12 protein-coding genes and 1 pseudogene are annotated in these 12,553 nt (G+C 64.4%); 10 read left to right on the top strand and 3 right to left on the bottom strand.

The annotated features are described in order from the left end of the window. The first annotated feature begins 7 nt into the window (after positions 1–7). The 10 genes from proC (at position 8) to B2U07_RS12135 (ending at position 8,366) form a co-directional block, all read left to right on the top strand. Complete coding sequence (gene proC, locus B2U07_RS12180) at positions 8–826, top strand: pyrroline-5-carboxylate reductase (protein WP_296277085.1); 819 nt, start codon at positions 8–10, stop codon at positions 824–826. A 10-nt stretch (positions 827–836) separates the two neighbouring features. After that, positions 837–1,430, top strand: a complete 594-nt coding sequence (locus B2U07_RS12175) for a YggT family protein (protein ID WP_197856816.1) — start codon at positions 837–839, stop codon at positions 1,428–1,430. Further along, complete coding sequence (locus B2U07_RS12170) at positions 1,431–1,724, top strand: DUF167 domain-containing protein (protein ID WP_296277084.1); 294 nt, start codon at positions 1,431–1,433, stop codon at positions 1,722–1,724. Between the two features lie 182 nt (positions 1,725–1,906). After that, complete coding sequence (locus tag B2U07_RS12165) at positions 1,907–3,883, top strand: dynamin-like GTPase family protein (RefSeq protein WP_296277083.1); 1,977 nt, start codon at positions 1,907–1,909, stop codon at positions 3,881–3,883. Positions 3,884–4,004: 121 nt separating this feature from the next. Further along, positions 4,005–5,144, top strand: coding sequence for a homoserine O-succinyltransferase MetX (gene metX, locus B2U07_RS12160; protein WP_296277082.1), 1,140 nt, complete (start codon positions 4,005–4,007; stop codon positions 5,142–5,144). A gap of 2 nt (positions 5,145–5,146) precedes the next feature. Next, positions 5,147–5,767, top strand: a complete 621-nt coding sequence (gene metW, locus B2U07_RS12155; RefSeq protein WP_197856948.1) for a methionine biosynthesis protein MetW — start codon at positions 5,147–5,149, stop codon at positions 5,765–5,767. A gap of 14 nt (positions 5,768–5,781) precedes the next feature. Then, a complete protein-coding gene (locus B2U07_RS12150; RefSeq protein WP_161866062.1) occupies positions 5,782–6,198 on the top strand; it encodes a DUF4426 domain-containing protein in 417 nt (138 codons plus the stop codon). Next, positions 6,191–6,787 (top strand): RdgB/HAM1 family non-canonical purine NTP pyrophosphatase, encoded by a 597-nt coding sequence (gene rdgB / locus B2U07_RS12145; RefSeq protein WP_197856811.1) that lies wholly within the window; start codon positions 6,191–6,193, stop codon positions 6,785–6,787. Before B2U07_RS12150 ends, rdgB begins: the two co-directional genes overlap by 8 nt. Further along, a complete protein-coding gene (gene hemW / locus B2U07_RS12140; protein WP_296277081.1) occupies positions 6,784–7,944 on the top strand; it encodes a radical SAM family heme chaperone HemW in 1,161 nt (386 codons plus the stop codon). Before rdgB ends, hemW begins: the two co-directional genes overlap by 4 nt. A gap of 98 nt (positions 7,945–8,042) precedes the next feature. Then, positions 8,043–8,366, top strand: a complete 324-nt coding sequence (locus tag B2U07_RS12135) for a DUF3392 domain-containing protein (protein WP_004373808.1) — start codon at positions 8,043–8,045, stop codon at positions 8,364–8,366. A gap of 179 nt (positions 8,367–8,545) precedes the next feature. Here the strand turns inward: B2U07_RS12135 and B2U07_RS23110 are convergent, their stop codons facing one another. The 3 genes and pseudogenes from B2U07_RS23110 to B2U07_RS12125 all read right to left on the bottom strand — a co-directional run bounded on the left by B2U07_RS23110 (position 8,546) and on the right by B2U07_RS12125 (position 12,353). Continuing rightward, the gene (locus B2U07_RS23110) at positions 8,546–9,271 is read right to left on the bottom strand and encodes a methyl-accepting chemotaxis protein (protein WP_419096343.1); all 726 of its coding nucleotides are present in this window, start codon (positions 9,269–9,271) and stop codon (positions 8,546–8,548) included. A gap of 132 nt (positions 9,272–9,403) precedes the next feature. Then, a pseudogene (locus tag B2U07_RS23105) lies at positions 9,404–10,444 on the bottom strand (HAMP domain-containing protein); the annotation flags it as partial. 565 nt (positions 10,445–11,009) lie between these two features. Further along, positions 11,010–12,353 carry a DUF1329 domain-containing protein gene (locus B2U07_RS12125; RefSeq protein WP_296277079.1) on the bottom strand — a complete coding sequence of 448 codons (1,344 nt, stop codon included), beginning with the start codon at positions 12,351–12,353 and terminating at the stop codon, positions 11,010–11,012. Positions 12,354–12,553: the final 200 nt, after the last annotated feature.

The raw sequence follows: 12,553 nt of genomic DNA, 5'->3' as shown, positions 1-12,553 counted from the left end.
TCCCGCAATGAGCAACCCGACCATCGCCTTCGTCGGCGCCGGCAACATGGCCGCCAGCCTGATTGGCGGCCTGCGCGCCCAGGGCGTGGCAGCCAGCGCCATCCGCGCCAGCGAGCCCGGCAGCGAACAGCGCGCGCGCCTGCAGCAGGAGCATGGCATCGCCACCTTCGCCGACAATGGCGAGGCCATCAAAGGCGCCGATTTGATCGTGCTGGCGGTCAAACCACAGATCATGAAAGCGGTATGCCTGGATCTGGCGCCACACCTGGCCGCCAACCAGGTGATCATCTCCATCGCCGCCGGCATCAGCTGCGCCAGCCTGGAGAGCTGGCTGGGCGAGCGCCCTGTCGTGCGCTGCATGCCCAACACCCCGGCGCTGCTGCGCCAGGGCGTTTCCGGCCTGTTCGCCAACCCGCGCGTGAGCAGCGAGCAGAAAGCCCAGGCCGAACAGGTGCTGAGCGCCGTCGGCCTGTCCCTGTGGCTGGATGAAGAAGCACAGCTCGACGCCGTTACCGCCGTGTCCGGCAGTGGCCCGGCCTATTTCTTCCTGCTGATCGAAGCGATGACTGCGGCCGGCGAGCAGCTCGGCCTGCCGCGTGAAACCGCAGCACGCCTGAGCATCCAGACTGCACTGGGCGCCGCGCGCATGGCCAGCGAGAGCGATGTCGACGCGGCAGAATTGCGTCGCCGTGTGACCTCACCGAACGGAACCACCGAAGCGGCAATCAAAACCTTCCAGGCCGGCGGCTTCGAAGCGCTGGTACAACAGGCACTCAACGCCGCCGCCAATCGCTCGGCCGAACTGGCCGAACAACTGGGTCAATAAGGAAGCACACATGTCCGGACTCATCGAAGCCCTCATCTACATCATCCAGACCCTGGGCAGCCTGTACCTGCTGATCGTGCTGCTGCGCTTCATCCTGCAGTTGGTACGTGCTGACTTCTACAACCCGCTGAGCCAGTTCATCGTCAAGGCCACCCAGCCTCTACTGACGCCTCTGCGCCGCATCATCCCGGGCTTCGCCGGGCTGGATCTGGCCTCGCTGGTGCTGGCGATTCTAGTGCAGTTGCTGTTGATGATCGTCACCCTGACGCTGATGGGCTACAACGTCGGCGGCTTCATTCTGCAGCTACTGGTGTGGTCGATGATCGGCGTGACCTCGCTGTTCCTCAAGGTGTTCTTCTTCGCCCTGATCATCAGCGTGATCCTCTCCTGGGTCGCCCCAGGCAGCTACAACCCCGGCGCGCAGCTGGTGAACCAGATTTGCGAACCGCTGCTGGCACCGTTCCGCAAGCTGCTGCCGAACCTCGGCGGCCTGGATATCTCGCCGATCTTCGCCTTCATCACCATCAACCTGATCGACCGCTTCGTGATCGGCGCCCTGGCGGCCTCCACCGGCCTGCCACCGATGCTCAGCCCCTTCCTCTGAGTGGCGAGCTACTTTCGCTGGGACGGCGAGGATCTGATCCTCGACTGCCACCTGCAGCCTAAAGCGAGCAAGGACGAGTTCGCCGGGCTGCATGGTGAGAGGCTGAAGATTCGCCTCACCGCCCCGCCAGTCGACGGCAAGGCCAATGCCCATCTGCAGGCCTTCCTGGCCAAGGCGTTCGGCGTGGCCAAGAGCCAGGTGAGCCTGGAAAGCGGCGAACTCAATCGGCAGAAACGCCTGCGCATTCGCGCCCCACAGAGCCTGCCGCCGATTCCCGGCCTGCAGCGCGCCTGACGACCACTCAGCCGTCCCAGCCGACCATAAGGCGGGACTGGCGAAGAGGCCAATTGACGGCCGCCTTGCAGCTCGCATAATGCAAGCTATTCTCGCGAAACGCCGTGCTTCCTGGCGGCAACCCCAACCAAACCGTTACGCAGCCCCCGCAAGAGGATGATCTTGCCGAGAGGAGAGCCAGGATGAGCATGGAACGTCTCAGCCAGCAGGTTGACGCCTACGTCGCCTGGAAACGCGAACTGATGCGCGAGATAACGCGCTATCGCAGCTGGCTGGAGCACAACCGGCTCAACTCCGAGGCGGTTCAGGCCAAGCTCGAACGCGCGCTGAAGATCCTGCGCACCGATCACATCACCCTGGCCTTCGTCGGCGAGTTCTCGCGCGGCAAGACCGAGCTGATCAACAGCCTGTTCTTCTCAGAATACGGCCAGCGCATGCTGCCCTCGCATGCCGGGCGCACCACCATGTGCCCCACCGAGCTGTTCTTCGACCCGCGCTCGGAACGCCCCTACATTCGCCTGCTGCCGATCGAGACCCGCACCGCCTCGGCCAGCGTCGCACAGTTCAAACGCATTCCCCGCCACTGGGTGAATATTCCGCTGGATACCAGCGACCCGGCCAACATGGCGCTGGCCTTCAGCCAGGTCGCCAAGACCAAACCCATGCCGGTGGAGCAGGCGATTCAGCTCGGTTTCCACCCGGACATGCTCGAAGGCACCGGCAAGCGCGGCCAGGTGCTGGTGCCGGCCTGGCGCCACGCCATGGTCAACTTCGATCACCCTCTGCTGCGCCAGGGCCTGCGCATTCTCGACACACCGGGCCTCAACGCCCTGGGCAGCGAGCCGGAGCTGACCTTGTCGATGCTGCCCAACGCGCAGGCGGTCATCTTCCTGCTGGCCGCCGATACCGGCGTAACCGCGAGCGACATGAGCATCTGGCAACAGCACATCCGTCAGCTCGACGAAGACACACAGACCTGCCTGTTCGCCGTGCTGAACAAGATCGACGTGCTCTGGGACGATCTGGCCGGCGAGTCCTTCGTGCAGAACGCCATCAGCCAGATTCAGAGCGCCACCGCCAAGCAATTGGGCATCGCCAAGCAGGACGTACTGCCGCTGTCTGCCAAGCAGGCGCTGCTGGCCAAGGTTCGCAAGGATGAGGAGCTGCTGGCCCGCAGCCAGATGGCCGACCTGGAGAACCTGCTGTGCGAGCGCATCGTCGCGCAGAAGGAGCGACTGATCGAAGACCACGTGGTGCGCCAGGTCCTGGCACTGGTGAACAACAGCCAGCACGTGCTCAACCTGCGCCTGGAAAAGGTCGGCGAACAGCTGGCCCTGCTCGGTAGCCATCAGCAGGACAACGGCCAGTTGTTGTTCGAGCTGACCGCCAAGACCAAGGAAGACCACAACCAGCACCACAAACGCCTGCTTGGCCTGAAGACCAATCAGCGCCTGCTGCAACGCCAGGGCCAGTTGCTGCGCCACGCCGCACGCGCCGAGCGTCTGGAGCAACACCTGAACGAGGTGCGCCGCAACCTCACCGGCAGCTGGACGACCTTGGGCATCAACCAGGCCATCCTGCATTTCTTCCGCGCCGTCGAGCAGGACCTGCACAACCTGGAGCACGAAGCGGAGATGGCCAACAAGATGGTCGCCGCCATCTATCGCCGGCATAACGAAGAAAGCCCGCTGGGCGGCGTCGACGCGCCGCAGTTCAAGATCCAGCGCTACCTGCGCGAGTTGAAGAAGTTGCAGGACAAGGGCGATCAGTTCCGCCTGCACGTGAAAACGTTGCTCACCGAACAACGCAGCCTGACCCGGCGCTTCTTCGCCACTCTGGCGCAGGAAGTGATCGGCCTGCACCAGCGCCTGCGCCTGGACGCCGAACAGTGGGCCGCCGACGCCCTGATGCCGCTGATGCAGCACACCCTCGAACACAAGCAGATGCTGGAAAGCCATATGCTGCGCCTCAAGGCACTGGCACAGGAAACCCAACAGACGCGCAAGCGCAGCCTGCAACTGGCGCGCTACCAGGAAGAGCTGGAGCAACAGCTGGCCCAGGCCAGCGACATGCTCCGCGTGCTGCGCATGCCGGCGCCGGTGCAGCGCCAGGGCAAGGTGGTCAGCCTGCCGGTGGCGGCGCGGCAACAAAGCCTGTAAATCCTACGCTCATGCACGCTCTCTCCCGCAAGCGGGAGAGGGGAGACCAGACCGCTCGCTTGCCGCTCGGGTCGGTGCTCTTTAGACTGGCGCCCTCCTCCGATTCATTAGCAGCGCCTTCATGCCCACTGCATTTCCCGAAGATTCCGTCGGCCTGGTCAGCCCCCAGGTGTTCCGTTTCAGCGCCCCCCTGGCGCTGGCCTGCGGGCGCAGCCTGGCCGAGTACGAACTGGTCGTCGAAACCTACGGCGAGCTGAATGCCGCACGCAGCAATGCCGTGCTGATCTGCCATGCCCTGTCCGGCCATCATCACGCCGCCGGCTACCACAGCCCGGATGACCGCAAACCCGGCTGGTGGGACAACTGCATCGGCCCCGGCAAGCCGATCGACACCAACAAGTTCTTCGTCGTCAGCCTCAACAACCTCGGCGGCTGCAACGGCTCCACCGGCCCGAGCAGTACCAACCCGGCGACCGGCAAGTCCTACGGCGCCGATTTCCCAGTGATGACGGTCGAAGACTGGGTACACAGCCAGGCGCGCCTGGCCGATGTGCTCGGCATCGAGCAATGGGCCGCGGTGATCGGCGGCAGCCTCGGCGGCATGCAGGCCATGCAGTGGACCATCAGCTACCCCGAGCGCGTACGGCACTGCCTAGCCATCGCCTCGGCGCCCAAGCTGTCGGCGCAGAACATCGCCTTCAACGAAGTGGCGCGCCAGGCGATTCTCACCGATCCGGAATTCCATGGCGGGCATTTCCAGGAACAGGGCGTGATCCCCAAGCGCGGCCTGATGCTGGCGCGCATGGTCGGCCACATCACCTACCTGTCCGACGATGCCATGGGCGAGAAATTCGGCCGTGGTCTGAAGAGCGAGAAGCTCAACTACGACTTCCACAGCGTCGAGTTCCAGGTGGAAAGCTACCTGCGCTACCAGGGCGAGGAGTTCTCCGGGCGCTTCGACGCCAACACCTACCTGCTGATGACCAAGGCGCTGGACTACTTCGACCCGGCCGCCGCGCACGACGGCGATCTTGCCAAGACCCTGGCCGTGGCCAAGGCGGACTTCTGCCTGATGTCCTTCACCACCGACTGGCGCTTCTCCCCTGCCCGCTCGCGGGAGATCGTCGACGCCCTGACGGCGGCGAAGAAGAACGTCTGCTACCTGGAGATCGATGCACCGCAGGGCCACGACGCCTTCCTCATGCCGATCCCGCGTTACCTGCAGGCATTCGGCAGCTACATGAAGCGAATCGAGGTATGAGCATGCGAGCGGATCTGGACATCATCCAGGAATGGATCGCCCCGGGCAGCCGTGTGCTCGACCTGGGCTGCGGCGACGGCGAACTGCTCGCCTGGCTGCGCGACAACAAGCAGGTTTCCGGCTACGGCCTGGAAATCGATCCGGACAAGATCGCCCTGTGCATCGAGCGCGGCGTCAACGTCATCGAGCAAAACCTCGACCTGGGCCTGGGCAACTTCGCCAGCAACAGCTTCGACGTGGTAGTCATGACCCAGTCGCTGCAGGCGCTGCACTACCCGGACAGGGTGATGGCCGAGATGCTGCGCGTCGGCAAGACCTGCATCATCACCTTCCCCAACTTCGGCCACTGGCGCTGCCGCTGGTACCTGACGACAAAAGGTCGCATGCCGGTGTCGGACTTCCTGCCCTACACCTGGTACAACACACCGAACATCCACTTCTGCACCTTCGAGGACTTCGAGCGCCTGTGCCACGCCCAGGGTGCCCGTGTGGAAGAACGCCTGGCGGTCGACCGTGACCATCGCCACGGCATCGCCAGCCGCATCTGGCCCAACCTGCTGGGCGAGATCGGCATCTACCGCATCAGCGGCGCGGACCTGTCCGCCCACCGCGTCGCGGTCTGAACGAGGAGAACACCATGCGCCGCATCATTCCCTTCCTAATCGCCCTGTGCCTGGCCCTGCCGGCCGCCGCCGAGCGCAAGCAGAGCTTCGGCGACCTTGACGTGCACTACAGTGTGTTCAATTCCAGCTTCATCCAGCCGGATATCGCCAGCGCCGCCGGCCTGGTGCGCAGCAAGACCCAGGGCGTGATCAACGTCGCCGTGCTCAAGGCTGGCAAGCCCAGCACGGCGGTAGTGGGCGGTGAGGTGAAGGATTTGTTGGGCAAGAGCACCACGCTGACCTTCCGCCAGGTCACCGAAGGCGAGGCCATCTATTACCTGGCGCAGTTCCCGTTCAAGACCCGCGAAGTGCTCAGCTTCACGCTCAACGTGCGCCAGGGTGACGACGCACATCGCATCACCTTCAACCAGGAAATGTTCCCGGATGACTAATTTCAAAGAGTTGGTCCTGGCCAGCCATAACGCCGGCAAGCTCAAGGAGCTGCAGGCCATGCTCGGCGACGCCGTGCGCGTGCGCTCCATCGGCGAGTTCAGCCAGGTCGAGCCGGAAGAAACCGGCCTGTCGTTCGTCGAGAATGCCATCCTCAAGGCGCGCAACGCCGCGCGCATCTCCGGCTTGCCGGCGCTGGCCGACGACTCCGGCCTGGCGGTGGACTTCCTCGGCGGTGCCCCCGGCATCTACTCGGCGCGCTATGCCGATGGCCAGGGCGATGCGGCGAACAACGCCAAGCTGCTCGCGGCCCTGAAAGACGTGCCAGATGCTGAGCGTGGCGCCCAGTTCGTCTGCGCCCTGGCGCTGGTGCGGCACGCCGACGATCCGCTGCCGATCCTCTGCGAAGGCTTGTGGCACGGCAGCATCCTGCACGAAGCCCGTGGCGAACACGGCTTCGGCTACGATCCGCTGTTCTGGGTGCCGGAAGGTGAGTGCTCCAGCGCCGAGATGCCGCCCGAGCAGAAGAACCGCCTCAGCCACCGCGCCCGCGCCATGGCCCTGCTCAAGCAGCGCCTGGGGCTGGCATGAGCGATACCGCTGGCGGGAAGTTCCTGCTCCCGCCCCTGGCGCTCTACATCCACATCCCGTGGTGCGTGCGCAAATGCCCTTACTGCGACTTCAACTCCCACGCCGCCGGGCCGACACTGCCTGAAGAGGAATACGTCGACGCCCTGCTCGCCGACCTCGATGTCGACCTGCGCCACGTGCATGGCCGGCCGCTGACGTCGATCTTCTTCGGCGGTGGCACCCCCAGCCTGTTCTCCGACCGCGCCCTGGGCCGCCTGCTGGCAGGCGTCGAACGCCGCGTGGCCTTCGCGCCGGATATCGAGATCACCTTGGAAGCCAACCCCGGCACCTTCGAGCAGGCCAAATTCAAGGGCTACCGGGCGCTGGGCATCAATCGCCTATCCATCGGCGTGCAGAGCTTCCAAGAGGCCAAGCTCAAGGCGCTGGGGCGCATCCACGATGGCAACGAGGCCGTGCGGGCTGCCGATATGGCGCGCGCCGCCGGCTTCGACAACTTCAACCTCGACCTGATGCACGGCCTGCCCGAGCAGAGCATCGAGGATGCCCTCTTCGACCTGCGCACGGCCATCGCTCAGGCACCCACGCACTTGTCCTGGTACCAGCTGACCATGGAGCCGAACACGGTGTTCTGGAGCCAGCCGCCGGTGCTGCCGGAAGACGATCTGCTGTGGGATATCCAGGAAGCCGGCCAGGCCCTGCTCGCCGCAGAGGGTTACGCACAGTACGAGGTGTCGGCCTACGCCCAGCCAGGCAAGCAGGCGCGGCACAACCTCAATTACTGGACCTTCGGCGACTTTCTCGGTATCGGCGCCGGCGCCCACGCCAAGCTGAGCACACCGGACGGACGCATCCTGCGCACCTGGAAAACCCGCCTGCCCAAGGATTATCTGGACCGCAGCAAAGCCTTCCAGGCCGGCGAGCGTATCCTCGAAGCCGACGAGCTGCCCTTCGAGTTCCTGATGAACGTGCTGCGCCTAACCGATGGCGCGCCCGCCGAACTGTTCAGCCAACGCACCGGCCTGCCGCTGCAGCAACTCGAACAGGCCCGTCGCGAAGCCGAACGCCAGGGGCTGCTGCAGGCCGACAATACGCGCCTGGTCGCCACGGCCAAAGGCCAGTTGTTTCTCAACGACCTGTTGCAGCTGTTCCTGGCCTAGGTCACCCACAGCGCAAGCACAATCCGTTAGGCTTAGGCGCTTCGCTCGCGCATCCCGAGATGCCCTGCGCTGACCGTTACGCTTTCCAAGGAGCCCCAATGGATCTGCTACTGGATCTGATCGTCACCCTGTCGCGCTGGAGCCGCAGCCACCTCAGCGATATTTCCCTGGCTATCATGGCGACCTTGCTGGTGCTGTTCGGCCCGGCCATCAACGCCTGGGTCCAGCGCACCATCGGCAACCTAAACTTCGTGCTGCGCACCCTGCTGTTCGTGGTGTTCTGCGCGGTCGGCTACGGCCTGGCGATCGTCTTCCTCACGCCCTGGCTGGCCAAGGGCCTGGCGCATTTCAACAACTTCACCCTGGCGCCGGTGCTGATCCTGATCTTCGTGGTAATCGGCATCATGGCCGACCGCAATTAGACGCTGGGCCGCCTCATCGCGGGCTGAAACGAAAACGCCGCGCTCCTTACCGGAGTCGCGGCGTTTTCTTTGCACTCGATCTTCTTGCAGGAGCGGCTGGGCGGTATTCCGCTTCAGCCGCGATTGCTCTCGACAGTTTCGCGGCTGAAGCGGCTCCTACGGCGAGTAGCGCAGCCGACTTACAAGACGAACTTGGAAACCTCGTCGCCGATCTGCCGGCCGAGCGCCTGCAGATTGGAGGCCGCTGCCGAGGCAGCGTGACTGCTCTGCGACATCTGATCGCCCATGCTGCGGATGTTCTCGGTGTTGCGGTTGACCTCGACGGTCACACTGGCCTGCTCCTCGGCCGCCGATGCGATCTGCGCGGCCATGTCGTTGATCTGCCCGACCGCCTCGGTGATGCGCTGCAGCAGATCGCTGGCCGCCTGAGCATCGGTGACGCTCTGCGAGGCCTTGGTGCCGGCGTTGTCCATCACGCCAACCGCCTGACGGGTAGCGTCCTGCAGCACCTGGATCATCGCCTCGATCTCGCGGGTCGACTCGTGGGTGCGCTTGGACAGCACCCGCACCTCGTCGGCCACCACCGAGAAGCCGCGGCCGTGCTCGCCGGCACGCGCCGCCTCGATGGCCGCGTTGAGCGCGAGCAGGTTGGTCTGGTCGGCAATGCTGGCGATGGTGGAGAGAATCGAGCTGATCTCGTTGGAGTGACGGTGCAGCTCGTCGATGATGCGCCCGGCGCCTTCGACCTCCTCGGCCAGCAACGAGATGGACTCCTGACTGCGCTCCACCTGGCGGCGACCTTCCACGCTGAGACTGACCGAGTCCACGGCCTGGCCGGAAGCGGTTTCGGCGTTACGCGAGATTTCCTGGGTGGCGGACGCCATTTGCGTCACCGCGGTGGCCACCAGATGCAGCTCGGACTGGTGCTGCTGCACGCGCTGGTTCTGTGCATCGGCATCCTGCGCCACCTGCCCGGACTCGCTGCTCAGCGCCACGGCGACATCGCGCAGGCGCGAGATGATGCCGTGCAACTGGTCGATGAAGCGGTTGAAGCTGCTCGACAACTGGCCGATCTCGTCGTTGGAGTTGACCGGCAGTCGCTGCGTCAGGTCGCCGTTACCGGCGGCGATGGCATTGAGGTTGCGGCGAATCTGCTCCAGGTCGCGGAACAGCACGCGGCCGAGCAACGCCAGCACCAGAATGGCAACGACCAGCATGCCGGTGCCGATGGCCAGTTGCACGAACAGCTGGTGACGCACCGGAGCGAGCACCTTGGCCTTGTCCATGACCATCACGAAGGTCCAGCGCGTGTTGGGAATCTCGACGGCGAACAGCAGGCTCTCGGTACCGGCCACATCGGCCTCGGCCAGGCGACGCTGTTGCACCAGCGCCTTGAGCTGCTCGCCGCCCAGCGTCGGCGAAAAATCGGAGGCCGACTTGGTGCGCCAGTCCTTGTCCGGATGGGCGATCATCTGCCCGCTCTGGTCGATCAGCAGTGCGTAGCCGTCGCCGGGAATGCTCAATTTGCCGATGGTCTCGGTCAGGGTGTCGAGCGTCAGGTTGGCGCCGACTACTCCGATCAACGAACCGTCGCGGCGCGCCGGGTAGGCGATGGTCACCACGTAGGCGCCATCGGTGAGCGAGACGTAGGGGTCGCTGATGAACACGTCGTTGTTCTTCTCGGCACCCTGGTACCAACCGCGCTGACGCGGATCGTAGTTCTTCAGGATCACGCTCGGGTCGTTCTGCAGCATCCGGCCATCGGTGGTGCCGATGTAGGTGATGTTGAAGGCGAAGGTCGCCCAGGTCTGCTGCAGCAGGATGTGCGGAGCGATCTGCGGCTGCTGCACCAGGCTGGTCGAGGTGGTTTTCACGGCGTTGATGCGGTCGTGCATCCAGTTGCCGAGGTTGACCGAAACCGCCTGGGCGAAGCCGTCGATGTCCCGCTGCAGGGTGTCGTTGACCGTCCTGTCGAGAGAGGAAACGCTCTGCCAGATCAGCGTGATGCTGACCAGCGATAACAGCGCCGCCGCCGTCAGGGTGATCTTCAGGCGCAGCGGCAAATCCTTGATGTTCATGCGAAGGACTCCATCGATGGCGGGCTGGGCTGGCCAACCGCCGTTGAAAGCCAGATCCGTGCGCAGCGATGGGCCAAAAGAGCAGAAGCCTGTGGACGGGCTTTCCGCGCAGGGCGTTATCACCGGAATCTGGAAACAGTTTGGGGTGCCCGAGAACCTGGGTAGTGCTAACGGGCATACGCGGGTAATAAGCGACCACGCGCCGAAAAAATTGAAACCGAAGATGCGTAGAAACGCTGAAAGCATCGATTTAGAGCGGTTTCTTAGATCCGAGCGGGACTATACGTGGCGTTTCCGCTCAATGCACCAAGCAGGTCGTCACATGCGCAGGCGCGACAACTTCGAGCTGGGCGTCTATCGCGCCAACGGCCGGACGGACCATGCCGCTGCATGTAGTCGTCATCCAGGACGAAAGGCTTCGCGGACGAGTCCGCTCCCACAAGAACAATTGTGCCGGCGCTGCGCGCGCCGACCTTCTGTGGGAGCGGACTTGTCCGCGATAACGCTGTAGTGCGCGAGCGGCAGCCGCAGCTGGCGATGCGCTGGTCGCGCGGATGATGCCGGCTCAGTTGCCTTCGCGGCGCAACGCCTGCGGGGTGAAGTCGCGCGGGCTCAGCCGGGCGTTGAAGTCGTACATCTTCTCGTTGTTGTCCAGGCCGTCGGCGAAGTAGCGGCCGCCCTTGAGGTCATAGATGGTCTCCAGGGTCGAGCCGAACATCGGCGCATCGTAGTAGCTGATCGGATGCGCTTCCTGCAGGCCGACCAGGTTGCCGCTGCGGTCATACAGATCGACGGCGAGGATCTGCCAGCTGTCTTCGTCCAGATAAAAGCGGCGTTTGCCGTACGGGTGGCTGAAGCCGGTGCGCAGGTCCGCCTCGACCACCCAGACGCGGTGCAGCTCGTAGCGCAGCAGTTCGGGGTTGATGTGCTTGGCCTGGAGGATATCGGCGTACGGAATGCCTTGCTGGTGAACCGCGTAGCTGTTGTAGGGCACCAGCATCTCGCGCTTGCCCAACAGCTGCCATTCGTAGCGGTCCGGGGCGCCGTTGTAGGCGTCCACCTGGTCGGCGGTGGCCATGCCGTTGGTATCGGGCTGCAGGGTGTCATAGGCGAGCATGGGCAGGCGACGCACACGGCGCTCGCCGCGGTTGAAGCGCCAGGCCTTGCGAATGGCCAGCACCTGATCGAGCGTTTCCTGCACCACCAGTGCCGAACCTGCCAGTTTGGCCGGCGCCACGACCTTGTACTTATAGAAGAACAGGGTGTTGTCCAGATCCTGCGGGGCAACGCCTTCGCGGCCGTAGAGGAAATAGATGTCGCGCTCGAGCTTGAGCAGGTTGTAGCTGCCATTGGCGAGCACCGCCGCCTGATTGGTGGCCATGCTGATCTGGTCGCCACGGTAACGCATGATGTGGTTCCAGATGGTTTCCTGGCCGTTCTGCGGCATGGGGAACGGCACGCCGGCCGCCGCGCCCTGCACGCCATTGCCGCCAGAGATCAGCTCGGCATTCAGCGCGTTGAAACGGGTGGCGTCGTAGATGCGCTGCGGAGCCGCCGCGCTGCGGCGAGTCGGGAAGACCCGCAGGTAGAAGCTGGGGTTCTCCTGCAGCAGGGCCTTGAGGCCGACCGGCAATTGCTGCTCGTACTGCGCCAGGTTCTGGCTGTCGACGCGATAGAGCAGTTTGTCGTCGGCATAAGGGTCCGGGTGATGCATACCGGGCTGGTAACCGGCTGGCGGCGTCGCCAAGCCTCCCGTCCAGGCCGGAATGGTGCCGGCAGCATTGCCCGCACGCTCACCGCCCAACGGGGTCAGATCCTGCTCCAGGCGCGCAGCCTGGCTGGCATCGACCTTGGCCTGAGCCTGAAAGGCCAGGGCGGTCAGCAGAAGAATGGAAACCGATCTCAACACAATGCTCTCCTTGCGGCGCCATGGCAGCGGCGTCGCCAATATCTACACGCCTTGCAGGCGCGTTTATCGTTGTTGTGTGATGAGAGCCTGCCTCACGAGCTCGCGAGCGTCCACGCGCAACGGATCATGAACAGGTTCTGAGGTGAGGTGCCGTCCTGGCCGCCGGGTTATCCCGATCTGATCGTGCATCCTGCCGGTTC

Origin of the sequence: Pseudomonas sp. UBA7530 (assembly GCF_002479365.1) — a bacterium.
Classification (GTDB): Bacteria; Pseudomonadota; Gammaproteobacteria; order Pseudomonadales; family Pseudomonadaceae; genus Aquipseudomonas.
This window is presented reverse-complemented; position numbering and strand designations above follow the sequence as displayed.

Bases quoted from the DNA above. Each gene is read 5' to 3' on its own strand.
- B2U07_RS12165 (WP_296277083.1), top strand. From the start codon at position 1,907: ATGAGCATGGAACGTCTCAGCCAGCAGGTTGACGCCTACGTCGCCTGG.
- B2U07_RS12135 (WP_004373808.1), top strand. From the start codon at position 8,043: ATGGATCTGCTACTGGATCTGATCGTCACCCTGTCGCGCTGGAGCCGC.
- B2U07_RS12150 (WP_161866062.1), top strand. From the start codon at position 5,782: ATGCGCCGCATCATTCCCTTCCTAATCGCCCTGTGCCTGGCCCTGCCG.
- B2U07_RS12175 (WP_197856816.1), top strand. From the start codon at position 837: ATGTCCGGACTCATCGAAGCCCTCATCTACATCATCCAGACCCTGGGC.
- metX (WP_296277082.1), top strand. From the start codon at position 4,005: ATGCCCACTGCATTTCCCGAAGATTCCGTCGGCCTGGTCAGCCCCCAG.
- hemW (WP_296277081.1), top strand. From the start codon at position 6,784: ATGAGCGATACCGCTGGCGGGAAGTTCCTGCTCCCGCCCCTGGCGCTC.
- proC (WP_296277085.1), top strand. From the start codon at position 8: ATGAGCAACCCGACCATCGCCTTCGTCGGCGCCGGCAACATGGCCGCC.
- rdgB (WP_197856811.1), top strand. From the start codon at position 6,191: ATGACTAATTTCAAAGAGTTGGTCCTGGCCAGCCATAACGCCGGCAAG.
- metW (WP_197856948.1), top strand. From the start codon at position 5,147: ATGCGAGCGGATCTGGACATCATCCAGGAATGGATCGCCCCGGGCAGC.